Annotated in this window: 22 protein-coding genes, 2 tRNA genes and 1 pseudogene; 19 read left to right on the forward strand and 6 right to left on the reverse strand. The window is 30.7% G+C overall.

Annotation, left to right across the window (positions count from 1 at the left end; genetic code table 11):
- The first annotated feature begins 355 nt into the window (after positions 1-355).
- The 7 genes and pseudogenes from hmd (at position 356) to MRU_RS02700 (ending at position 6,986) form a co-directional block, all read left to right on the forward strand.
- On the forward strand, positions 356-1,372 hold the full coding sequence (gene hmd, locus MRU_RS02670) for a 5,10-methenyltetrahydromethanopterin hydrogenase (RefSeq protein ID WP_012955328.1): 1,017 nt from the start codon (positions 356-358) through the stop codon (positions 1,370-1,372).
- Positions 1,373-2,048: 676 nt separating this feature from the next.
- On the forward strand, positions 2,049-3,050 hold the full coding sequence (hmdB, locus tag MRU_RS02675; RefSeq protein ID WP_012955329.1) for a 5,10-methenyltetrahydromethanopterin hydrogenase cofactor biosynthesis protein HmdB: 1,002 nt from the start codon (positions 2,049-2,051) through the stop codon (positions 3,048-3,050).
- Positions 3,051-3,264: 214 nt separating this feature from the next.
- Positions 3,265-3,738 carry a DUF3236 domain-containing protein gene (locus tag MRU_RS02680; protein WP_012955330.1) on the forward strand — a complete coding sequence of 158 codons (474 nt, stop codon included), beginning with the start codon at positions 3,265-3,267 and terminating at the stop codon, positions 3,736-3,738.
- Positions 3,739-3,807: 69 nt separating this feature from the next.
- A pseudogene (locus MRU_RS02685) lies at positions 3,808-4,656 on the forward strand (SAM-dependent methyltransferase HcgC family protein).
- A gap of 77 nt (positions 4,657-4,733) precedes the next feature.
- The gene (locus MRU_RS02690) at positions 4,734-5,462 is read left to right on the forward strand and encodes a Nif3-like dinuclear metal center hexameric protein (RefSeq protein WP_012955333.1); all 729 of its coding nucleotides are present in this window, start codon (positions 4,734-4,736) and stop codon (positions 5,460-5,462) included.
- A 207-nt stretch (positions 5,463-5,669) separates the two neighbouring features.
- The gene (locus MRU_RS02695) at positions 5,670-6,314 is read left to right on the forward strand and encodes a ThiF family adenylyltransferase (RefSeq protein ID WP_012955334.1); all 645 of its coding nucleotides are present in this window, start codon (positions 5,670-5,672) and stop codon (positions 6,312-6,314) included.
- 63 nt (positions 6,315-6,377) lie between these two features.
- Positions 6,378-6,986, forward strand: coding sequence for a UPF0254 family protein (locus MRU_RS02700; protein ID WP_012955335.1), 609 nt, complete (start codon positions 6,378-6,380; stop codon positions 6,984-6,986).
- Between the two features lie 178 nt (positions 6,987-7,164).
- Here the strand turns inward: MRU_RS02700 and MRU_RS02705 are convergent, their stop codons facing one another.
- On the reverse strand, positions 7,165-9,333 hold the full coding sequence (locus MRU_RS02705; RefSeq protein WP_012955336.1) for a heavy metal translocating P-type ATPase: 2,169 nt from the start codon (positions 9,331-9,333) through the stop codon (positions 7,165-7,167).
- A gap of 251 nt (positions 9,334-9,584) precedes the next feature.
- Positions 9,585-9,863, reverse strand: a complete 279-nt coding sequence (locus tag MRU_RS02710; protein ID WP_012955337.1) for a DUF6110 family protein — start codon at positions 9,861-9,863, stop codon at positions 9,585-9,587.
- Between the two features lie 605 nt (positions 9,864-10,468).
- Between MRU_RS02710 and MRU_RS02715 the strand changes: the two genes are divergently transcribed.
- The 6 genes from MRU_RS02715 (at position 10,469) to cbiQ (ending at position 16,706) form a co-directional block, all read left to right on the forward strand.
- A complete protein-coding gene (locus MRU_RS02715; protein WP_012955338.1) occupies positions 10,469-10,702 on the forward strand; it encodes a FeoA family protein in 234 nt (77 codons plus the stop codon).
- 303 nt (positions 10,703-11,005) lie between these two features.
- A complete protein-coding gene (feoB, locus tag MRU_RS02720) occupies positions 11,006-13,021 on the forward strand; it encodes a ferrous iron transport protein B (RefSeq protein WP_012955339.1) in 2,016 nt (671 codons plus the stop codon).
- A 323-nt stretch (positions 13,022-13,344) separates the two neighbouring features.
- Positions 13,345-13,542, forward strand: coding sequence for a hypothetical protein (locus MRU_RS02725; protein WP_012955340.1), 198 nt, complete (start codon positions 13,345-13,347; stop codon positions 13,540-13,542).
- 933 nt (positions 13,543-14,475) lie between these two features.
- Positions 14,476-15,102, forward strand: coding sequence for a cobalt transporter CbiM (gene cbiM / locus MRU_RS02730; protein WP_012955341.1), 627 nt, complete (start codon positions 14,476-14,478; stop codon positions 15,100-15,102).
- Between the two features lie 11 nt (positions 15,103-15,113).
- Positions 15,114-15,407 carry a PDGLE domain-containing protein gene (locus MRU_RS02735; protein ID WP_012955342.1) on the forward strand — a complete coding sequence of 98 codons (294 nt, stop codon included), beginning with the start codon at positions 15,114-15,116 and terminating at the stop codon, positions 15,405-15,407.
- Between the two features lie 465 nt (positions 15,408-15,872).
- On the forward strand, positions 15,873-16,706 hold the full coding sequence (gene cbiQ, locus MRU_RS02740) for a cobalt ECF transporter T component CbiQ (RefSeq protein ID WP_394296004.1): 834 nt from the start codon (positions 15,873-15,875) through the stop codon (positions 16,704-16,706).
- Between the two features lie 1,035 nt (positions 16,707-17,741).
- Here the strand turns inward: cbiQ and MRU_RS02745 are convergent.
- From MRU_RS02745 to MRU_RS02755, 3 genes are all read right to left on the reverse strand, one after another.
- A complete protein-coding gene (locus tag MRU_RS02745; protein ID WP_012955344.1) occupies positions 17,742-19,091 on the reverse strand; it encodes an oligosaccharide repeat unit polymerase family protein in 1,350 nt (449 codons plus the stop codon).
- 64 nt (positions 19,092-19,155) lie between these two features.
- Positions 19,156-19,947, reverse strand: coding sequence for a hypothetical protein (locus MRU_RS02750; protein ID WP_012955345.1), 792 nt, complete (start codon positions 19,945-19,947; stop codon positions 19,156-19,158).
- A 157-nt stretch (positions 19,948-20,104) separates the two neighbouring features.
- Entirely contained in the window at positions 20,105-20,266 is a 162-nt protein-coding gene (locus MRU_RS02755; protein ID WP_012955346.1) for a 4Fe-4S binding protein, read from the reverse strand.
- Between the two features lie 288 nt (positions 20,267-20,554).
- Here MRU_RS02755 and MRU_RS02760 point away from each other — a divergent pair.
- The 3 genes from MRU_RS02760 to MRU_RS02770 all read left to right on the forward strand — a co-directional run bounded on the left by MRU_RS02760 (position 20,555) and on the right by MRU_RS02770 (position 22,118).
- A tRNA-Leu gene (locus MRU_RS02760) sits at positions 20,555-20,637 on the forward strand.
- A gap of 28 nt (positions 20,638-20,665) precedes the next feature.
- A tRNA-Thr gene (locus MRU_RS02765) sits at positions 20,666-20,738 on the forward strand.
- 372 nt (positions 20,739-21,110) lie between these two features.
- Positions 21,111-22,118, forward strand: coding sequence for a hypothetical protein (locus tag MRU_RS02770; protein ID WP_143714289.1), 1,008 nt, complete (start codon positions 21,111-21,113; stop codon positions 22,116-22,118).
- 158 nt (positions 22,119-22,276) lie between these two features.
- Here MRU_RS02770 and MRU_RS02775 read toward each other — a convergent pair whose 3' ends face one another.
- The gene (locus MRU_RS02775) at positions 22,277-22,594 is read right to left on the reverse strand and encodes a transcription factor S (RefSeq protein WP_012955348.1); all 318 of its coding nucleotides are present in this window, start codon (positions 22,592-22,594) and stop codon (positions 22,277-22,279) included.
- A 272-nt stretch (positions 22,595-22,866) separates the two neighbouring features.
- On the opposite strand from MRU_RS02775, the gene MRU_RS02780 reads away from it, so the two are divergent.
- The 3 genes from MRU_RS02780 to porD all read left to right on the forward strand — a co-directional run bounded on the left by MRU_RS02780 (position 22,867) and on the right by porD (position 25,005).
- Positions 22,867-23,760, forward strand: coding sequence for a CPBP family intramembrane glutamic endopeptidase (locus tag MRU_RS02780; RefSeq protein WP_012955349.1), 894 nt, complete (start codon positions 22,867-22,869; stop codon positions 23,758-23,760).
- Between the two features lie 450 nt (positions 23,761-24,210).
- A complete protein-coding gene (gene porC, locus MRU_RS02785; protein ID WP_012955350.1) occupies positions 24,211-24,732 on the forward strand; it encodes a pyruvate synthase subunit PorC in 522 nt (173 codons plus the stop codon).
- A 30-nt stretch (positions 24,733-24,762) separates the two neighbouring features.
- Positions 24,763-25,005 (forward strand): pyruvate synthase subunit PorD, encoded by a 243-nt coding sequence (gene porD / locus MRU_RS02790; protein ID WP_012955351.1) that lies wholly within the window; start codon positions 24,763-24,765, stop codon positions 25,003-25,005.
- Positions 25,006-25,027: the final 22 nt, after the last annotated feature.

Raw genomic sequence — 25,027 nt, forward strand, 5'->3', positions numbered from 1 at the left:
TACAATTCATTTGTAGTATTACTTTTAGTTCTATATGTTACAAAGAGTAATAAATATCTTTAAATATGTATTACAATAAAGTTATTATTACTACTTTGTTATTTAGTATTACTTACTTGAAAAAAACTTCATTTAAGTATTACTTAATTTCCTTAAATTTATAAAAATGGCTTAAATGTCTTATTTAAGGATTTAATGGGGTTTTATCAAAACTTTAAAATTCATTAATTCTTGAGGGTTTCAATATTTGCCTAAACTTAATGAAGTTTTATGATTATTGAACCTCAGGGATGTATATAGAAAATTTGTTATATGCTCTTAACAAGGTGGTAAAATATAAAGGAGATATTTTAAAATGAAAGTAGCAATTTTAGGTGCTGGCTGTTACAGAACTCACGCAGCTAGTGGAATTACAAATTTTTCTAGAGCTTGTGAAGTAGCAGACGCAACCGGTAAAGAAAACATTTCAATGACCCACTCTACCATTGAAATGGGTGCAGAACTTTTAGAATTAGCAGGTGTAGACGAAGTTGTAGTAGCTGACCCTGTATTTGACGGCGAATTCACTGTAGTAGAAGACTTTGACTATGCAGAAGTAATCGCAGCTCACAAAGCTGGAAACCCTGAAGATGTAATGCCTGCAATCAGAGCAAAAGTAGGAGAATTAGCTGAAACCGTACCTAAACCAGCTAACGGTGCTATCCACTTCACTCACCCTGAAGACTTAGGAATGAAATGTACTACTGACGACCGTGAAGCAGTAGCTGACGCTGACTGGATCATGACCTGGTTACCAGAAGGAGGTATGCAACCTGCTATCATCGAAAAATTCGCTGATGTAATTAAAGACGGTGCAATCGTAACCTCCGCATGTACCATCCCAACTCCTGGATTAAACCAAATCTTTGAAGACTTAGGCAAAAACGTAAACGTAGCTTCCTACCACCCAGGTGCAGTACCTGAAATGAAAGGTCAAGTTTACATTGCAGAAGGATTTGCTGACCAAGCAGCTATCGACACCTTAAAAGACTTAGGTGCAAAAGCAAGAGGTTCCGCATTCACCTTACCTGCAAACATGGTAGGTCCTGTATGTGATATGTGTTCCGCAGTAACTGCAATTACCTACGCTGGTCTTTTATCCTACAGAGACACTGTAACTCAAATCTTAGGTGCACCAGCAGGATTCGCTCAAATGATGGCTAACGAAGCATTAACCAACGTAACCAAATTAATGGCTGATGAAGGCATTGACAAAATGGATGATGCTTTAAACCCTGGCGCATTATTAGGTACTGCTGACTCAATGAACTTCGGTCCATTATCTGAAATTGTACCTACTATCTTAGAATCTTTAGAAAAAAGATCCAAATAGATAATTAGGGTCTTGAAAAAAAGATAAAATAAGTTTTATAACTTTATAAGTTATAATAGTTGAAATTTAGCTCTTGGAGAAAATTTTAGCTACCAAATATACTAAAGAAAATAAATTTAATAGTCATTAATCTTTTTGTGAATTTTGGGTTTAATGCTATTAATTTATTTCTTTAGTTTCACATTAAATAATAAGTTATTTAATTTAAAAAAGGAGTGATAAATTATAATAACAAATTATCTAATGTTTTAATATTTATTTAATTCATTATTTATTTATTGTTATTTTCTTTAGGATTTTATATGATTTTATAAGATTTTGTAAGATTATTATAAAATTTTGTAAGATTTTGTAAGTTTTTTAATCTTTAAGCTTTAAATCTTTTAAATTGGATTTTTCTAAAAAATCTTTAAAAAGGTCTTAGGCTTAATTTTTTAATTCAATTAAAGATAATCAGATTAATATTTTATAGGTTTTAATAAAGCATTTGAATGAGTTTTATAACTTTTAATTAATCATTTAAATGAGTTTTATAACTTTTAATTAATCATTTAAATGAGTTTATAGCTTTTAATTGTCCATATAAAATAAGGGCTTTTACAGATTAGTTTATGCATGTAAAATATTAATCTAATTATTATTAATTATTTATTCAAATCATTAATAGGGTGTTAATTTGATAGAATCTATCTTGGAAAAAGCTAAAAATAGAGAAAAGTTAAGCAGAAATGAATTGATCCAATTATTTGAAATAGATGATGAGGAAACTTTAAAGGAATTATGTAAAATAGCTTGCGATATTCGCAATGAATGTTCTGATGTAATTAAATTAACATCCACTATTCATCTTACAAATAAATGTCAAGTTCAACCTAGATGCAAATATTGCGGATTTGCTGCTAAGACTTCATCCATTGGATATTATGACGCTTTTTATAAGTCTGATGAAGAGATACGCCAAGCTGCAATGTGTGTTGAAAGATCAGGCATTCCTAGAATAAGCTGTTCTGGAGGACATGGATATAAAGGAAAGCAAGCAGTAAATGCTGCAAAGATAGTTAAGGGAGAAACCTCCCTTGAAATATTGGTTAATGTCGGCGCTGATTTAACTCAAGAAGCAGTAGACGAATTGAAGAAATATGATGCTGATACTGTTTGCTGCAATTTAGAGACAACCAATGAAGACGTTTTTAACTTTGTAAAGCCTGGTGAAAAGTTATCTGACCGCATAAACATATGCAGAATGGTATCAGATGCAGGTATTGGATTGTCTTCCGGTCTGTTGATTGGCATTGGAGAATCCTATGAGGATAGGGTTGACCATCTATTATTCCTTGGAAGCTTTGAGAGCTTAGAGGAGATTCCTATAATGGGATTTAATCCATATGTTGACACCCCTATGGAAAATCACCCTCCTTGCTCTATCGAAGAGCAGCTAAAGACAATTGCAATTACAAGGATCATGTATCCTCGCATTAGAATAACTGTTCCAACACCTACAATCGGTCCTGAGAATGTTGAGCTTCCTTTGATGGCTGGAGCAAACAATTTGGCAACAGTAATCCCTGAAGACTATCCTTTAGTCGTTAAGGGAGTTGGAAATCCAGAATACGGCAATTTGCATGAGGTGATTTCAGTAGTTGAGAATTTGGGCCTTGAGGTTCAGCTTCATGCTTAAAGCCTAGCTTTTGGCTATTAGGTAAATAATATTTATAATTTTTATTAATACAGTCAAATTTTTGCCAATTTTTTTGACTTGATTAATAATTATTTTATTTTTTTTAATTTTTCATTTAATTCTTTTATTTATAGTTCATTTTTTATTAAAGCTTAAATTTTATTGTATATTCAAATTTTTATTGAAATTATTTATTTTTATTTTTGGTGGTAATATGGCCTTTGAGGAAAGTATTAGAAAAGCTTCTATCCAATCTTATGAAGGAACACGTAAGGGAGACACTATTGAAGAGATTGAAGCAATCCAGAACTATATTCGAAATGCAAAGATTGTTGTTCCTAATAAGAATGGCATAAAAGTAGAGGTAATAAATGAGGTTCTAGCTAAATTCAATATTCCTCCTGCTGAATATCTGCAGGTAAATACTAATTATGCTGATTTCAGTAGAATGCCTGCAATTGCAAAGGCTATGATAGCTGTAGATCAGTCAGATGCAGATTTGGTCATTGCAAGAGGTCGTTTAGGAATCCCTGGCTCTGGTTCTTTTTTGGTTTTTATGGACAGCAAATCCAGGATTTTAACTGCAGCCACTTCCCCATCCCATATAATTCATAATCAGCCACTCGAAAAGACTGTTTATAAGGAGACATTAGAGGCGTTAAAGAAAGTAGGCTTTAAAGAAGAATGAGTTAAAACGAAGATAATCAAGTATTGAAATGACTTATATAATGATAATAATTCTTTTTTGATGATTTAAATGAATAATCAAGATTACGATACTGGAATAAGTTCAGAGGTTTTTACAGTCAAATCAAATATCAAATTAATAGATATTTTTAATTTGATTTTAGAAAAGAAAGCAAGGGCTGTTATGGACTTATTTGATAGTCTAACAAACAAGGAAACAATACATAATGAAAGTTCCATCATAATTATTGGAACCTATTTTACAGGAATAGCCATTGCGAAATATTTATCATATAATGGTTTTAAAAATATTACTATAGTTGATATTTATCCCCATTTGGAAGGTTTTATTGATTCTAACTTGGGAGATCCTATTGATGTGAATAAATCTTCTAAAGGTAAATTTAAAGAGAATATAGAATTTTCATCAGATTTGGGCTTAATAAGAAGTGCTGATGTTGTAATTGACACTACTTGATTGGGAGGAATAGATGAAAGCCAATCAGAATCAATTTACACAAAGGTCTTTTTAATTGAAGACCCTATAGCTGAAGACAATGATGACTTATTGAAGAATAAAAACAATATCTATTCTCGCATAAGCCTGGTGAATTCATATAATAAGTTCATTCTTAAAACAGAAGGTTTAAACACAAAAACCTCTGGAACCATGACTTTGACAATAGATATCTTAAGGCAATCAATGAATGAGATATTGTCAAGGGAAGGAGTTCTTTACTGTTCATCTGAAATGACCTTCTTTGAAGAGATTGTTTTTAAGGAAAATGACTTGGATAAGTTCTTTGAATTAATAGGGTCTCCTGTAATTAAAGTTTCAACTATTGCTCCATTTGACTGTGAGGAAATTATTAAATGCTTTATTGACAAAATCTATTCTGAAATCTTGATTAGGTGGTAAATTTTACTTGTTGATTTTTATTTCTTGATTAGGTGGTAATTTTTTACTGATTGATTTTATATCGTTTAGGTGTTAAAATGTATGCAAATGATATTTTTAATATTATAGATGAATTGGTGCCTCGTAAATTGGCATTGAAGAATGATAAATTCGGCTATTTTGGAAAGACTTTCGACAATTTCGATATTAAAAATATTAAAGTCATATTAGATTTATTGCCAGAAGATGACTTGAAATTTGATAAGGGTGATTTGGTTATTTCCCATCATCCTCCTCTCTTTATGCCAAAGACTCCAACCTATGTTGTCCATTCCAATTGGGATATTGTTCAGGGAGGGGCAAATGACGCTTTGGCTTATTATTTGGGTTTAAAGCCTATTTCTATTTTTCACAAGCAGACAGGCATAGGCCGAATCTGCTCTTCAACAAAGACATTGGATCAGTTCTTAGCCTTGGTTTGCTATAAGTTCGGTCCTGAAAATGTTCGATTGGTTCATGATGGCGACTTTGATAAGATGCTTAGGAAAATTGCTATAGTTTCCGGATTTGGCTTAAGCAATAAGGAATTTATTAAATTGGCTAAGGACAGGTCCGTAGATGCATTTTTATCTGGTGACTTGAACCATTCAAATGCGATTTATGCGAAAAAGCTAGGAATTACTTTAATCGATGTTTCTCATCATATTATTGAGATTCCGGGGCTATTTGCCTTAAAGGAATTGCTAAGACGAAATGAGGATATTACTGTTCCTGTAGAAATGATTGACAATGGAGTTCCTTGGAAATATATTTCTGCTGATTTTTAGATATTTCCCATGCTTTCATTGCTTTTTAGTTTTAGGAATATGTGTTTTCAGTATTCCTTTTAAATTATCTTAATTTAGAGGCATTGTTTAGTTTTTTTTTAATTTTCCGATTTAATTTATAATTTTATGGTTATGTGATTTTTATATAAATGGAGGAAAAATAAGATATTTTTAGATTTTATTTAAAAGGAGAATTTTGGTGTAATAATGATTCAAGAAATGGAAAATAGTTTAATTCCAAAAGGAAGTATTGATTTAGTGGGATTTGGAAGATTAGGTTTAAGAACAGGAATCAATCTTATACAGGTTCACAGAGGAGGTCCAGCTAAGATAACAGTTATTGATGGACAGAAGATCTCTGAATCTGATATAATATTTCTATTGAAAGGAGCTAAAGTCGGCACTTATAAATCTGACTTTTTAAAGGAAATTTCCACCCATTCAAAGGATTTTAGAGAAGTTGTTTCAATCACTGAAGACATAACAGAGGATAATATTGATTTAATCACTGGAGATGTGGTTGTAATTGAAATAGCTGGAGGAAATACCGTACCTACTGCAGCAAAGATAATTAAAAAAGCTCATGAAAACGGCTCAAAAACAATTGGAACTGCAGGTATATTCGGAATTGGGGATGAAGAGATTGTTGTAGCAGACATCTCTGAATTTGATGATTCCAATCCCGCTATTGAAGAGTTAAGAAAAGAAGGAATCCTTGATAACCATTTAGTTATAAGCACTAATAGGTTTATTAGGGATGGAATTCCAATAACTCCTTATGTATTGGATGATATTGCTAATATCATTACAAGAGAGGCCTTAAAATTACTTATTGAAAAGAATAATGAATAGTTGTTTTCTAAATAAATAAAAGGAGATTTTTTAGTAAGCTTTAATTTACTTAAAGGTGTTTAAATGATTACTATCGCAACTGCAGAATGTTTTACACATGGGATTTTAGCTCGTGAAATACATGCTCTCGCTCAGGATTATGATGATATTTTTGCATCTTCCTATTGGGGTTTGGTTAACAAAGTCCAAAAGGATTGCATCAAGGATGCAATTCTTGAAGATAAATGTTCCATTTTTGATTTAAGGGATTTGAGTGTTAGCTGTGGATTGTTCATTCCTACATTGGATGCTGTAAAATCTGTTTTAAAGATAGAAAATCCGCTAGAGCCTTTGACACTTATTGATGGAATTAAGGTTTATGACGATGATGGCGATAGGGAAATGGCTATATTGATGGCAGAGGCTGCTAAAAAGGTATCTGGTTCTGATATTGGAATAGGCACAACTGCAGGGATTGGATATGGTGGCATAGCTATTGTCGATGATGATATTGTCATTAGCACAAGTTCTGATGTTTATGCTGATTTGGTAAATGTGGATTCCGATGATCTTTATATGCGTCAAAGAAGTGGAATAGAAAAGACTTTAAAAATATTGATTTATTATTTAAACGATAATTTAGACATTATTAATCAAATGAATAATGTGAAAATATATAATAAATCAGAATAATTGTTAAACAGTTAATTGAGTAAAAAGAGTTTATTTTAAGTAGAATATTATTAAATTGTATAAAATGAGTAAAAAGAGTTATTGTTTTTATAAATAATTTCCTTTATCAAAATCTTTTTTCTAAAAGTAAAAATGTAAAATTATAGAAATTAATCTATAATTTACATAAAAACTAATTTTATTTGCCTGATTGGCCAATCAAAGCACCATCATTATTAATTACGTTTGTATCAATAACGACTTCTTCTTTTTCACCTAAAACAGACTTAGTGCTTCTATATCCAAAGAGCATTGTAGATAAGTTATGAAGCAATGAGCTTGTTGTAGGTGGAATGACTCCAAGCAATCCAAGTCCAATCAGTGATCCATTAAACATGACAATATGCCTGTAATTTGTATTTATCTTATCAAGCATGCCTGTTGCAAGCAATCTAAGAGTTGCCAAGTCATAAAGGTCATCTGAAAGTAGGGAAATATCTGCAACTTCTCTTGCAATGTCTGATGAGTTTCTCATAGCTACTGACACATCAGCAGCAGATAATGCAGGAGAGTCGTTTATTCCATCTCCAACCATAATGACCTGATGGCCTTCGGCTTTAATCTCTTGAATAATGCTTGCCTTATCCTCTGGAAGCACTTGAGATTTATACCGGGTAATGCCTAAATCCTTGGCTATTCTTTTTGCAGCGTTTTCGCTGTCTCCAGTTAGCATCACTACATTTTCAATGCCTAATGCCTTAAGCTGACTTATTACTTCATGGGCTTCGTCTCTTACAGGATCTGCAATGCAAAGGATTCCTTGAAGTTTTTTACCTATTGCAAGATAGATTACAGAATACTCTTCTGCATTTTCTTCAATAAGTTTTTCTTGCTTTTTGGTAAATCTGATTCCTTCGTCCTCTTCTAAAAAGTGCCTGCTTCCAATGATTGCTTTCTTGCCGTCATAAGTAGTTGAGATTCCATGTGCAACAATGTATTCCACTTCACTATGGTCTTCCTCATGGTGCAATCCTTCTTTTTCGGCTTGCTTCACAATGGCAGTGGCTACACTATGGGCAAAGTGCTCTTCAATGCATGCTGCAATTCTTAAGACCTCATCTCTATCATATTTTCCACAAGGAATGACCTTTTCCAATACTGGATGAGCATTGGTTAATGTTCCAGTCTTATCAAAGACAATGGTGTCTGCATTTGCATATGCTTCCAGGTGCTTTCCACCTTTTACCATTATCCTATTGTCTGATGCCTCTTTCATTGCTGAGATGACAGAAATAGGGGTTGTTAGCTTGATTGCACAGGAGAAGTCTACCATCAATACGGATAATGCCTTTGTCACATTTCTTGTAATGAGGTATGTCAGTGCTGTTGCAGCTAAGCTGTATGGCACAATTGAATCTGCTAGCTTTTCTGCTTTGCTTTGAATTCCAGCCTTCAGCTCCTCTGAATCCTCAATCATGTCAATGATCTTATTCAATCTTGTCTCATCGTTAACGGAGCGGACTTCAATGACTATTGAGCCCTCTTCAACAACGGTTCCTGCATGGACAGCCTTGCCATTATCCTTATGAACAGCTAATGACTCTCCAGTCATGGAGGCTTCATTGATCATTGCATCCCCATCTGCAATGACTCCATCGACTGGAATGATCGCGCCGGTTCTGATTCTTATCTTGTCTCCTTTTTCAAGCTTGCTTAATGGGAATTGGCTTTCGATTTCATTTCCCTCATCATCAATCTCCACTTTCCATACGCTGTCAATGTTTAAGGCCAGACTGCTTTTTAATGTGCTTTTGGTCTTTTGCATTGTATAGTCTTCTAACATTTCAGAGATGGATAGGAGAAACATCATTGACCCTACAGACTTGTAGTTTTTAGTCAATAATGATGCAGTAATTGCTGTTCCATCAAGAAGGGCCACATCAGCGCGGAAACTTGTTAGGCTGTCGAGCCCTCTCCAGATATAGGATGACGCATGATAAAGCATTCTTAATTTCCTTAAAGGAATTGGCAATATGATCTTAAAGAGGTATCTTTTGAGAATATGCTTTGCAATTTTTATTGCAAACTTGTCATTCAGCTCTTCAAGAGCAGCCTTATCACTTGCCTTTGTTTCATATAAATTATCTTGGCTGATTTTTGATATGATTCTAAGAATTTCTATCCTTTTTTTAGGATCATTGTATAAGACAAGAATGCTTCCGTTTCTATGAGACACCTTTACTTCATCTATGAAGTCATAGTCGATTAAGGTTTCAGCTAAGCCATAGGATTCCTCTTTGGTAAATGCTTCTTTACCACATCTCACTCTTAAGCGAGTTCCTTTATCATATTCTATTGTAAAAATCATGGCTCTAATTTATCCGAATCTAAATCGTTAAAAGCTTCTTTTAAGAATTAATTTGTAAAAAATATTATCTTATTATAAAACTTCTTTTAGGAGAGAATTATAAAACTATAATATAATATTAAAAGTTTTTAAGTTATTTAGATTGGAATTTTATCTAATAAAAATAATAGTTTTAAAATTATATTTTAGATTGGAATTTTATCTAAATTATAATAAAATAATAAGTTAAGAATTAAAAAATAATATTATTTTTATTCTTCTTCTTCAGTTACATCTACACAGATTGCTTCTTTTTGAGCAGCTTTTGCATCAGTTTGAATGTCTTCTGCATTGTCTTTAATGTCTTGAATGGATTCTTCTAAGTCGCTTTTGCAAGTTAGAACTTTAGCCATTCCTTTTGCAGCGTAATCTTTAGTGGTTTGGGATTTTAAAATTTTTGCCCCTACAATTGCAGTTGCAATTCCTCCTACGAAAAGTAAAGTGTGTTTGTTTTCATACATTTTGTCTACAATTTCATGTCTGTCTACCATATAATCACCTGTTTTTTAATTGTTAATTCTTTTGGAAATTTTTTAGAATTACAATAAATAATTTTTATTTAATTTTATTTAAAAGTTTTGGTATACCTAAAAGATAATTATAATACTAATATTATTATTTTTGAATATAAAAATATTATATTAATTTATAGATTATTATTTATATTATAATTATAATAAGAGTTATTTTATTTCTTTTTATTAGTTTCTTTTTTTCCAGCATTCGTCCTTTATTCTGGAAAAAGAAGGGTTCCTTGACCTTTTTTATTAATGTCTTGTATTATGGGGGGTATACTATTAGGTAAACCTAAACTTTATATACTAGTAGGGAGTAAAATAATATTAGGTTTTAGGTATGCCTAATTAGGTTTTTATAGTAATCTTTTTATTTTCATTTAATCAACAATCCAATATATTTTTAAAAACCAATGCAATTTATTTTAAAAATATCTAATTTTTAAAGAAAATTTAAAAATTTTAATTAAACTACAAATACCTCAAAATATTGAGATTCCAATAAACCTTAATTTAGGTATACCTAAATTTCCTACTTCTTGGATATTATTTTTATATTATGATTTTTGCGAGGTTATAAAATGATTAAAAAATTAAGCGAACTCAAATCTGGAGAACAAGGCACCTTATCTTCTTACGGAACTGGCGGAGATTTGGAATTGAAAAGACATTTGCTCGGTATGGGCTTCATTAAAGGAGCAGATATTGAAGTAGAAAAAGTAGCTCCTCTTGGAGATCCTATGCAAATTAAGGTAAAAGGATACTCTGTATGTCTTAGAAAAGAAGAAGCTAGGAATATCGATGTAGAAGTATAATTTCATTTTATTTTATAGATGAAAAATTGGTGAGTTAGAAACTTCCAAATATTTAAAATTTAATTTTATTAATTTTTTATTTAACATTTTTTTCAAATATTTAATTTTATAAATTTATTAGTTTATGTCTAATTTGATTCACTAGTCTATGACTTAAACTTAAATTTATTTTATTAGTTTATGTCTAATTTGATTCACTAGTCTATGACTTAAACTTAAAAATTTCATTTTGATTTTTATAATTAATCAAAAATATGTTAAAAAGCATAAAAACTTAAAATCAATTACAAAAAGGTATACAATATGGCAAATCTCAAAATAGGTTTAGCAGGTAATCCTAATGTAGGTAAAACCACCCTATTCAATAATTTGACCGGTTTAAACCAACATGTAGGTAACTGGCCTGGTAAAACCGTAGCACAAGCAAAAGGTTCCTATAAACATAGTGGGAACGAAGTTGAAGTAATTGATTTACCTGGTAACTATGCTTTAAGTGCTCATTCAATTGAGGAAATTGTATCAAGAGACTTTATCGTAGATGAAGACTCTGATGTAATCGTGAACATTATAGATGCAGCAAACATAGAAAGAAACCTGTATCTGACTGTTCAGATGATGGAGCTCGGAGCTAATTTAGTAGTTGCATTGAATATGAATAAGTACGCCCAAGACAAGGGATATACAATCAATGCAGATAAGCTTTCTGAATTATTGGGAGTTCCTGTTGTTGAAATTGAAGCAAATAGTGATATAGGTAAAGAGCAATTGCTTAAAACTATTGAACAAGCAGCTGCAAACCCGGTAGACTCTTCTAAAAAATTGGTTTATAACAATGAACTTAAAGAGCATCTCGCTGAATTGCAGGCTGTTATAGAAGAAGACAAAAACTTACTTGATGTTCCTTCATCTTGGATTGCAATCAAATTGCTTGAAAATGATGAAATCGTTGAAGAGAAGATTGAAGGATCTTCAAAAAGAAACAATATAGTAAATGAAACTCAAAAGGTCAAGGACCACTTGAAAGGCATATTTGGAGAAGGCAGTGAAGAGGTAATCGCAAATGCAAGATATGCATTCATTGACGGATTATTAAAAGAATCTCTCACCAAGCCGGACCATTTGAAAACCACTATAAGTGAAAAAATCGATAGAATCGTTACAAACAGGATATTGGGCTTCCCGATATTCCTTGTTATAATGTATGCAATGTTTGAAATCGTATTTACTTTCGGCGCACCTTTCCAAGATTTGATTGACGAATTCTTTGGAATCTTAGGTGATGCCATAATCGGCTCCCTTGGAGAAACAATGCTTTCTTCATTCCTAGTCAATGGACTTATCGGAGGGGTTGGCGGAGTATTGGTCTTCTTGCCTCAAATCATTCTATTGTTCTTAATTATTAGTTTCCTTGAAGATTGCGGTTATTTAGCTAGAGCTGCATTCGTTATGGATAAATTAATGCATAAGTTTGTAGGATTACATGGTAAGGCATTTATTCCTATGCTTTTAGGAATCGGTTGTGGTGTTCCAGGTATTATGGCAACCAGAACCATGGAAAACGAAAAGGACAGATTGATCACTATGCTGATTGTTCCATTCATGTCCTGTTCTGCTAGAATGCCTGTATACTTATTGTTAGTTGGGGCATTTTTCGCAGCTAATGAAAGCCTTGTAATCTTCTCATTATACTTGCTTGGTATACTTGTAGCAGTCATTGTTGCATTTATATTAAGAAAGACTACATTTAAAGAAATGGACGCTCCATTTGTAATGGAATTACCTGACTATAAATTGCCTACAATCAGAGGTATCATAATGCACACCCTTGAAAAATCCTGGGGATTCATTAAAAAGGCAGGTACCATTATTTTGGTAGCAAGTATTGTAATCTGGATGTTAAGCTATTTCCCTGCTGGTGTGGAATATGGATCTGCAGATAGTGCAATCGGTACTATCGGTCAGGTCATTGCACCTGTGTTTGCTCCTTTAGGTTTCGGAGAATGGCAACCTGCTGTAGCCTTATTATTTGGTCTTGTTGCTAAGGAGGTTGTTGTCGGTACCTTCAGCTCGCTCTTTGGAGTGGCAGAGGAGGGAGCCGAGATTGCTGCAGCTATGCATGGAATCTTTACTCCTCTAACCGCTTACGTATTCATGGTATTTGTACTTCTATACATTCCGTGTTTTGCAGCATTGGGGGCAATCAAGCAGGAAACCGGTGGATGGAAATATCCATTGCTGATGGCTGGATTGACTTTAGTTGTTGCATATGTGGTAGCTTTCATAGTTTATATGATTGGACTAGGTTTGGGATTGGGTTAACCCATTCCAAATCTTTATTTTTTTTTTTTTAAATGGAGTTATGAACTAGTTTAGCCAGTTCTAACTCTTTTTTTTAATTAAGTTTTGATCGTTTAGCTAGTTCTAGTTCTTTATTTTTCTTTATTTGATTTAATATTCTTTATTTAGATAATTTAATTAATTTAATCAATTTAATTAATAACTTAATCTATTCATTTTATATTGGGGACTATTAAATTGAACTAAAGAAAAGCTTTAGTCCTAGCGTTTTAATGATAAATACACTTAAATCAATATATTTTTTATTATTTTCAGTTGTTTAAAAATTAATTTAAGGTGATATGATGCAATGTAGTATGTGTGGTTACGAGTTTGATCCTCTTGAAGGAGGGCCTTGTGGTGCTTGTGGACAGTGTAAAGGCTGTAATAAGGCTTTTTGTCCAAGATGCGGATATGGGAATTCCCTTTCTACTGTAAAGGAATTTGATTATATATCCAAACTTCAAGCAAAATTAAGGGCTTTTAAATCAAAAGCAAAATAGTTCCAATATTAAAAAAAAGTTTTGCTCTTATGATTTAAAAGCATTTTAAAATTAACTTTAAAAAATGATTTTTACAATAAGTTAAAAAACAGTAAAATAATAAGTTTTAAGGGATAAGAATTGTTCATTTAGCGAATAATAAACAGTTATTTCTTATTTTTATATAATATTTATCTAAAAAAATTCAAATTAAAATCATAATAATATGCATTATTATTAAGTAAAATAAAAATGGTATGGTATTTAAAAACAATTTTAACTTGCTCTTCTTTCTCTTTTTATGAAATTTACCTAATTAAGTCTATCATTGTTCTTATTTTTATGAACAAAATTTATATCTGTCTTATTTTTCATTAATTGGGAAAATCCATAATTATTTTTTCCATAATTTATCAAATATACTTGATTTTCTATTTTTATCTTTAATTCTTTATTCTTAAACTAAAATAATTGTTAATAAAATGTTTTAAATTTTTATTACTTTTAAAAAAGTATTACTTTTTTTATTAAAATCAAAGGATTAGTAATACAAAACAAACATTTATAAATGCTTTATATATAAATAGTATTGTTTATTTGTTTATAAATAGCATTATCTCTATATTATGTTGTTTATTTTGACAAATAATGGTGAATTCTGCTTTCTAGTAATACTTAATCATTTCTTTGTTTTTTAAAAAGTATTACTAAAGTATTACTTTCATAATGAATTATATTAAAAAAGTATTACTTTTTAAAAGTAAATTATTTTTTTGCATTGTATTTAGTATTTAAAGTATTAATGGGTAATAATTTTTCTTAATATTTTTATTTTCAATAATCTTATTAGCTTTTAAAATTCTAATATTTTTATTTTTAATAATCTTATTTAAGTTTAAAAAGTAATCTTTTTAGTGTGATTTATTCAATTTAATTAATTTGGAGGAAAAAAATATGCATATACCTGATGGTTTTATACCTCTTTGGCAATGTGCGATCTACTATGTAATCTTGATTATTGCATTGTATTTCGCTGGAAAATGGGCCAAAGCAAATCTAGATGAAAAACGTATACCACTTCTTGCAGTATTAGCTGCAGGTATTTTTGCAATTATGTCTATGAACATGCCTATTCCATTTGGTACCAGTGGCCACATGGTCGGTGGGGCATTAGTTGCTATTGTATTTATGGCTCCTGAAGCTGCTGTTCTTGTATTCACTGCAGTATTGCTTATACAAGCTTTATTCTTCGGAGACGGTGGAATTACCGCTTTAGGTGCAAATGTATTTAACATGGCTATCGTTGGAGGATGTGTCGGTCTTTACACCTACAAAGGATTAAACGGCATCATTGGAAAATATCCTTCAATATTCTTAGGCGCATGGCTTGCAACATTAGTTGCAGCTGTTGTCTGTGCTCTTGAGATGGCTATTGCAGGAACTTTCCCATTGAGTGTGGGAGTCGCTTCTATGGCACTTTACCATGCATTCATTGGTTTAATTGAAGGAGTATTAACAGTTATTGTTATATTTGCTCTTGAAAAATACAGACCAGATCTATTGGCATGGAATAGAGAATAGAGGGTGAAAATATGGAATTAAGTAAAAGTGACAAATATTTAATCGTAGTAGGGATTATATTCTGTCTTGCATTAGCAGTATTATCTCCTTACATTGCATCTGGAGACCCAGATGGATTAGAAAAATCAGCAGAAGATGCAAACGTTGGCGAAGATGTTGAAGCTCCAGTAATGGAAGCTCCATTCCCAGACTATACCTATGAGCCTTTAGAAAAAATAGGTGAAATCGGCGTATTGATTCTAGGCGCGCTGATAACACTTATTGTTGCATGGGGTATAGGTTATGCATTGAAAAGATCTGAATAAGTTTGTTCAGACTATAAAATTTATTAATTTAAGGTTCCATTAAATTTTAAACTTTTTAAAAAGCATTAATTTAAGGTTTTATCAATTTTAAAGTTTTAAAAAGCTTTAATTTAAGTTTTTATCAAATCTAAACTTTTAAAGACTTTTTAAAGGGGCATTTTGAATTTAACCGAACTTTAAATATTAGAAAAAAATCTTAGATATTAATTATTTTTATAATTTTTATCTAAGATCACCTCTTTTCTATTTCTAAAGATTTAAAGTATTTAAGTTAAGTTAAATGGGTAATTTAAGTTTTATCTTTTTAAGTTAGGTTAAATGGGTAATTTAAGTTTTGTCTATTTAAGTTAAGTTAAATATTTTTATTTGAAAATCTAATATTTAATTAGGAATTTTAATTTTTAATTAAATATAATTTTAAAAAACTGATTTTTACTAATATTAAAAAACTAATTTTAAGTGATTATTATGGCAATAGAAGAAGTTAGAAATTTGGAAGTGATCGCTTCTAAGGACACTATCATTCATAATTTGGAAGGTAGGGTTAAGCTTATTGCCATCTTATTAATAATCGTTTTCTGTGTTTTTTCAGATAGGCTAATAGTTCCACTTGTATTGGAAATATTCTTGCTCATTGTAATGTATCTGGCTGAATTGTCCTTTAAGGACAGCTTTAAAAGAATAGCTCTTCTTTTGCCATTCGGTGGTTTTGTTATCGCTTTCCAGCCATTCATCCACCCTGGAAATATCATTTGGCAAGGTCCTTATCCTTGGTTGTTTATAACAGACACTGGTTTAAATTGGACAGTTCTCTTATTTGCTAGATTAATCGTCTGTTTGACAGCTATTGTCATCCTTTCATCTACCTCACCAATGCAGGAAGTTGTTCAATCATTTAGAAAGCTTGGAATGCCAAGAGATCTTGCTATGATTTTAACAATTATGGTCAGATTCCTATTTATCTTTGTAGATGAATTAAGGGACATCAGACAGTCAATGAAGTCTAGAAACTTTGATCCTTTCAATAAGAAGATTCCGTATAAATGGAGAGTCAAGCAGGTGGGATATAGCATAGCGATGATGTTTTTAAAGGCATATGAAAAGGGAGAAACCATTTATTTAAGTATGGCCAGCAGATGCTTCTCAGACAATTCCAGATTATATCATGCCAAGACTATAATTGGAAAGCATGAGTATATATTTTTAGCTTGTGTTATAGGCATTGTCATTGTTTTAGAACTGGTTGTATTGTTCTATTCTGGCAATTTGGATTATTTAGGCGTTTCTTTATCTTTATAATCATTATAATTATTTAATGGATTAATTATTATTTCATATCCAATTCTATTTTTTATATCATTAAAAATTTAGGTATGCCTAAAAATTTAGAAAGATTTATATACTATGAAGAACAACCTATAATTAACAATAAGTTTAGGTATACCTAAATATTATTGTTTATAAAAATATAATCATGTTGTTTATTAATTGGTTAATAATAATCTAAAGGCTTATAAAATTACACATTATGTCTCAAATATTGTCCTCCTATCTTTAGGTTATTATTAACTTTAAATGAATTCACAAAGCATCATTTTCTTCTCATGCTCTCTTTTCTTTTGCGGGGGTTCATTGATTAATAAGAACATTTTGATATTTTAAGACCATTTAATAACACTTAAGTTATAAACAATCTCCAAAAAATACATAGTAACTCTAATCCCTGAGTTTACTATGTATAATCTCTTTTTACTATGTATGATTTCTTTTTAATCAGTTTTTTTTTAAATTATTTTAAATTTTTATTCTTATTTTTTTTTTTTCAATTGATCCACATTATCTCATTTATCATCTTATCCAGATTTCCAATAAAATTTTAGGCATACCTAAAAATTTAGAAAGATTTATATACTATGAAGAACAACCTATAATTAACAATAAATTTAGGCATACCTAAATTATTGTGATATTGAATAAAAATCTGTAATAATCTTGTTAATGATAAGTTCTTTAATTCAAGTAAAATTGTACAAGAATTGATTTAATCATTTATTTTCTTGAATTAAGAATTTATTATTAATTGTTTAGTTAAATGAGTTTTACATAAAACACATCATTTTCTTCTGCACATTTAATCGCTCTTTTCTAATGTAAGATTCAGGGTCCAACTAAAAAAGATTATTCTTCAATATTTAAGTAAATAATTCTTTATTATTTGCCATCTTGAAATCATTCATAGCATTGCTATGAATTCTTTTTTTCTTTTTTTATAGCTTTATTGATTTAGCGATTTTAAAATCTGTTTTTATAAAAAATAGTTATTGATATCTTCTTTTAATAGATTCTTATGCCTTTATCTTTTAATATAACTGCAAAATAGATAAAAGCACTTATAAAGAAGTAAGCTAAAATCTGTATGTCCAATATTCCAGTTTCAACACCTACAATGGAATAGGTTAAAATCAAGCCATAAAGGGCTATGTAAAAAGAGTTTTCAGTGATTTTAACTATTTTATATCCAGTTCCTAAAAGGAATCCAAGCAGGCACATCTCCACTGCAACCCCAAGTTTTCCGAAATCCACTAGCATCTGTCCTAGCAATGTAGGGGTTACAGTAACCTCTGTTCTCCAAGCTATCAGTTTGCCCACCATCATTCTAGGTCCAAGATCGCTTCCAGGCATGGCGCTTGCTATCATCTTTCCATGCATTAGTCCGAAATTCCCTGAAATATAATTCAGTAGGTTCAATACATGCATTGTAAAGTTTGCCCTTGAGTTTAAGGTGGAGAATATATTTGTATTTGAGCTTATTGCAAGCTCATTCAATGATCTTAAATATCCAATTCCAATGATGGCACATACTCCAAGCAGGGCACCTAAAATGACCTCCCAAACTGATAGTATTTTACCATAATATCCTATTATAATCATCATAAGTAAAATGGCAATGATTGGGGTTCTATATTGGAGTGTAAGGACAGTTCCAATTCCAATTGCAGTTAAAACCAAGAATCTGAATCTTGTTTGGCTGCGGCTGATTTCATTATTCTTGTACTGGTTTAGATAATGTGAAGCCATAAGTCCGATACCTGGAATTATTAAAAATACAGGCATTGTAAATGCTGGCTTAAGTGAATATCTTAATGAGGACTTTAGTATTGGCAGCCCTCCAACGGAGGCAATGCTTAAAAACAAAAAGACAATTCCAATTAAGCTAAGGCAGAATCCTATTGAATATACATCGTAGGAATTAAATAAGGGAATTTGCTTGCTTTTATCAGTCTTTGATTCTTTATTGTCGGTATTAGTTTCATCATTTAATTGATTTAATTGATTATTCAAAATAAATCTTGGAAATATTATTGCACCAATAAAAAAGCTTAGAAAAGCAATGATTATAGTGGTCTGCAAATCCCTTGGGACCGGATCAGTTGCAAGAAGTATAAAAAGAGTGAATGTGACTAAAACAATAAGGGGTGAAAATATCTCTTCCTTTAAGATCTTACTCTTATTTACAATTGATAGGAATCTTTCGCTAGGGTATAAGCCCTTAAAATAACTGTTGACCCATTGATTTTCAATAAATTCCAATATATTGAAAATGATTGTAAATAAAAGGGACTCTCTTAGTATTTTTTCTATATTTCTAGTTATTGTGCTAGTTATAGAATATATTAAGCTCATATTTTCACTTTATTATTTTAAAATTCAATAATAGTTTGTTCTCTTTTATTGGGATTTTTTTTTATTAATGACTTGTATTAGCAATGCTTAAAACATTAAATGCATTTTGAATGTCTATGGAATCTTGTGCTGTAGAATTATAGATTCTAATTTGTATCTCGCTTGTCTGTCCTTTAAAGTCTCCTAATACATTGTCAGCTATTTCAAAATCAGTCTGATTGGCTCTATTGACTTCAAGTATGACTGTTCCACTATTCTTTAAGACAATGCAAGGTTTCTTATTTTTATTTAATGCATTTGCTAATTTTTGAGCAGTAACGCTATCTAGGTCATCTATAGCGATGCTTGTACTGATTTCATATTCTGTATCATTAGGAATTTTAGATATTATTTCCTTTAGATTCTTAATCTCTTTAGGACTGACTACAAAGTCTGTAATGTTTGCATAGCTGTCTCCATTTGTCTCTAGGCTTATCTGTTCAATAAAGACATCTGCATTTGGTGTGTCTTTGTAGAAACCAGCGAGTATAGGCTTGCCGTCATTGTTAATTTCAATGTTTACCTTATCGTTTTGATTGTCTCCAAGCCATAGGACTGTGCCGTTCATTTCAATCTTTTCGCCGGTGTTTGATTTAGTTCCAATAAGGCTGCTTGTAACTATTTTTCCATCTTTATAATAATTCATATATGTTTCAAGCATCTTATTGTTTGTTGAATAGTCAAAGGAGGTAGCTGAAGCCTTTGTTGAGTCATCATCAACCATATGGTAAACTGCGAATCCCACTGCTCCAATGATACAAATTATTATTAGAATGTCAATAATTGTAATTTTATTTAAAATCCCTGGTTTTTTCATAGTTTTAACCTATCTTTTTTATTATGTTTAATAAAAAATCTTTATCCATTTTAAGCTATAAATTAAAGGTTTTTAATTTAATTAATTATTTTTTATAGATTTTTTTCACTTTAAGCTATAAATTAAAGGTTTTTAATTTAATTAATTATTTTAATAGCTATTCCTCATAGATGGCTCCTAAAGGACACATATCCAAGCATATGCCACAGTCATCGCAGCCATCTTTTATAATCATTGTATATCCTTTTTTTTCAATTAGTTCCTTAGGACAGACAGGTATGCATTTTTCACATACTCCGCATTCGTCTAAATCAATCACTATCAATATATCGCCTCATAAAAACAATTTTTTGAGAATTTTGTATTTTAATTTCGCTTATTTTCAATTAAATTATTAATTTTTAATTAAGATTAATTTTCTTAGTTAATACTATTTTAAAATATAATATTTTTTCTTTATATAATTTTGTAAAATTTCAGTAATTTTCCATTAATTTTTTATCTCAAATCCAAAGTTTTAATTCTATTTTTCCATTTCGCCATCAGATTTTCATAAATCCACAACCTTTATATATTATGAAGTTCAACATAATATTGTTGTTACTATGCAAGAGTGCCCGAGCGGCCAAAGGGGAAGGACTTAAGATCCTTTGGTGTAGGCCTTCGAGGGTTCGAATCCCTTCTCTTGCACTATTTTTTTTATTTTTTTCTCGATTTTGCCTTAGTGGCTCAGCCGGTAGAGCGCTACCTTGGTAAGGTAGAAGTCGGGGGTTCGAATCCCCCCTAAGGCTCTTTTTCTAATTATTTCAAATAATTAGTTTTTTTTATTTTTTTCAATCTTCGGATTGTTTTTTTTTTTTAATTTTCAAATACTAGACAATTTGCTATTTGATTAAGCTTTGTTCAGTGAAATATATGTTATTATAATGGTTTTTTAGTTTTTTTATCCCAATAATTTTTTTTATTCAAAATTATTAGGAATTTTTTCTTCTTTTGTCTAAAATATAACGATTTTAAAAAATTAAACAATATAAGAATGTAGTTTGTTTAAATACGAATAATCAATGCATTACTTTATATACTATAAGTATTATATTTATATTGCAAAAGAAATTTTAAGATAAGAAATTTAATTTTTATAAATGTATTTTTGTGGTGATAGTGTGGTAAAACATTTTAATGTTATAATGGCAGGACTTATCTCTGGAATTGTTGCTTTGTTCACCTCTTGGCTAGGTGTCTCTGGAACAGTCATAGGGTCTGTTTTCAGCTCATTTCTTTATCAATTCCTTTCATCCTACTCTGCTGAGAAGTATGAGGAGCGAGTTGGGGAAGGAACTTCAAGAAAGCCTAGAAACATTGGCAGCGAAATAGTCTATATATTTCCAATAGTGGTCATAGTTATAATAGAAGTGATCTTCATACTCTCTGACATGCATTATGTATTTGATAAGATCTTTGACATTCTTGAGTATGGGATATTCCAGAACAATCTATTTAGGTTAATGGGTCTTGGTCTTATTGCTTTAGGGGTTTATCCATTGTTAAGCTCAACTAACATTGAAAAGATCAATGGTGAAATCGTTTTAGTTGCAGGAATATATCTCTTCATCAGAGGAATGGTGGATATAAATGACTTGACCATGCAAGTGCATAACATGTTCTTTGCTGATTTTGACTTTTTTATTGCAATAATAGTTGTTTTAGCCCTTGTATTTGTAATTTTCAATGTTTTAAGAAATTCTACACAGGAATACTTTAATAAGGAAGATGGAGATTATGATGCAGTGAATGATGAGTTCACTCAAAAAAGATTCTCTAAGCCTAGAAGAAAATCAAAAGCTCGCAAGATTGACACCAGTTCCTTCCATAAGGGCCAAGAGTATAAAGAGCATTATCTAAACAGTGATTTTAATGATAAGGGTCATAATCAGAGTCCTAACCCTGATTCCAATATGGATGATTATCATAATGATGATTTAAATAATTATCAAACTCCTCAAGAGGATTTACCTATCTATGAAGAGGAGATTATTTATCTCCATAATCCGGAGGATCCTAATAATCCAATAAAGAAAAGAATCTTAAAAAGAGTCAATCCTGATTCTCATTATGATGATGACTATGATGAGACTTATATAATTGATGATGCCAAAAACGACAATTTTTAAATAGAAGGTATTGATTTAAACTCTCAATTTACTTCAAAATAGAATTTATATTCTATACTTCAAAATAGAATTTTTATTCTATACTTCAAAATAGAATTTTTATTCTATTTATTTTTTCCTTTTTTTAATATTTATTCAGTTAGATTTTTATAATTTATTCAGTTAGACCTTCTCCAAGTGTTTCCGCATTTTACGCATCTGATAAAATAAGTGGGGGCTTCATCAGCAGATCTTGTCTGAACTGTCCACCAAACCCCTTTAGTGCCTCCGCATTTATAGCAGGTTATCTTTGTGGTAGGCAATGCAATGTTATTATTGTCTGTAACAATAACCTTATTCTCTTTTTTTCTCTCGCCTTTGAATTTATACTCCCTTTCAGCTACTTCTGCAGATATCTTTTCCTCATATCCGCAAGCACATTTAAGAATATCATTTTTAGGCATTAGCATTTTACCACATTTAGGACAAAATCTCATTATAATTAGCTCCAAAATTAAATATATTTAACCATTAAATTGAACAATTTTTCATTCAGATCATGCAATTCATCTTGATTTTATAAAATTATATTATTATAAAAACTTATTAAAATACTTTATGGCATATCATATGAATTGCTTATTCTTATTAAAATTTATAAATTTATACTTCTTAATGTGTTGTATGTTCATTTTATTAGCCTTTTTCTTATTTGTTGTCTATTTATTTTATAAACTTATTTATATGATTAATTGACAAATTAATAATTATGACAACGAATGATAAAGTATCTGATTATATTAGCTTTCCTAAGACCTTTGAAAGCTATAGGTGGTACAAGCCGATACTTGTTTTTATAATAAGTTTTATAATAACTCTTATACTCGGAGCACTGATAGTGGCGGTTTTTTATCTGATAATGGGTCCTGATTTTATAATATCCATTTTCAAAGGGGGAGCTGAATCATTAAACACTTCAATGAACATATTCTTCACCGATCTGATTATTATTGCATTCATTCCTTCATTGTATATTGCATCAAAGATTGTTAAGGACAGGCCCTTTTCCTCCTATTCATCTTCACGAGGGGGATGGAACTTCAGACTCTACTTTAAGGCATTGGCAATTCCTGTAATATTGTATATAATATATTTGGGGGCAGAATCTCTCATTTTAGGATCAGAAGGCACATCTCATTTCTCAATAGCCTTTCTTGCTGTGCTTTTGATTTCCGTGCCTCTCCAATGTATTGCAGAGGAATATATATTTCGTGGGATTATCATGCAAACATTAGGGTCATGGATTGGGATACCTCTTATAGCCATAGTTATTCAAGCCATAATATTTACTTTGGGCCATGGATATGACGCCCTAGGACTCCTTGAAACATTGGTTTTAGGTATTGCCTATGGATTTTTTGCCTGGAAAACAAATGGGATAGAGATAAGTTCAGCCCTTCATACTGCGAATAATTTTTCTCTTGGCTTATTCATCATGCTTGGACTGGAAGCATCAAATTCCTCTTTCCAATTATATGATAAGATAGGAGGAATTGTCTATTTAATAATATTATGTATAATAATGTATTATGTTGGCAAGAAAACTGATTGGTTTGGTGAAATCCCAGAAGACTCTCAAAATATAGGATTATTAAATTTTTAATTTTAGGATTATTAAATTTTTAATTTTAGGATTATTAAATTTTTAATTTTAGGATTATAATTTTTTAATGATCCTCTTATTTTTTTATTTTTTTTATTTTTTAGTTAAAATTAAAACTTTTAAAAAACCCTCTGATTTTTGATTCTTTAACGATTTATCATTATCGTTTTAAAAAATAATTATTTTTTATTAATAATTAATCTATTTTTTTTATAAACATTCTAAAGATTAAAACATTGATATTTTGTTTATAAATATCAGAAAAATGATTTTATATTTTAATTTTTATGATTTTTTTATAGTTATCTGTTTATAAATATTATAATTTTTTTCTAATTTTGTCTTCTCTAAAAAAATAATAATTTGTAATTATTTATCATTATAAATCAACATATTTATATACTTTTAACATATAAATATAATACATATGATAGAATGGAGGAAATCTCAATGATTGAAATTCGCTTTCACGGACGTGGAGGACAAGGTGCTGTAACTGCAGCAGAAATTTTGGCTAAAGCAGCATTTAAAGATGGTAAATACTCTCAAGCGTTCCCATTCTTCGGTGTAGAAAGAAGGGGAGCTCCTGTTATGGCATTTACCAGAATCGATACAGAGCCTATCAACCTAAGATATCAGGTATACAATCCTGACCATGTGATAGTTCTTGACGACGGTCTCTTAAATGTTGTGGACGTCTATTCCGGATTAAAAGAAAATGGTGAAGTAATTATAAACACTCATGAAAAAGTCGAATCTGAAAGTCACAAGGTATTTGATGTTGATGCTACAGGCATCGCATTGGAAATTTTAGGTGTAAACATCGTTAACACCATTATTTTAGGATACTTTGCTAAAAAGACTGGTGAAGTAAGTATTAATTCACTTATTGAAGTAATAAAGGAAACTTTCCCAGGTCCAATTGGAGAGAAAAACGCAGTGGCAGCTCAAAAGGCTTATGATATGGCTTAGCTGCAGATAAAATTTTGAAAAGGTGATTGAATGGTTTCTATTGGATGTGCAATTTATGAACCTGGAAGTACACGTAAGAACAAGACAGGGAGTTGGAGAACTTTTAAGCCAATCCTTGATAAAGACGCTTGTGTAGATTGCAATAACTGTCTCATGTTCTGTCCTGAAGGATGCGTAAACAAGGAGCATGACATTGATTACGATTATTGTAAAGGTTGCGGTATTTGTAAAGTAGAATGCCCAGTTCAAGCTATTAAAATGGAAATAGAATAGTTATGTTGATATTTGGATAGAT

The sequence above is a fragment of the Methanobrevibacter ruminantium M1 genome, assembly GCF_000024185.1.
In the GTDB taxonomy this organism is placed as follows: Archaea; Methanobacteriota; Methanobacteria; order Methanobacteriales; family Methanobacteriaceae; genus Methanobrevibacter; species Methanobrevibacter ruminantium.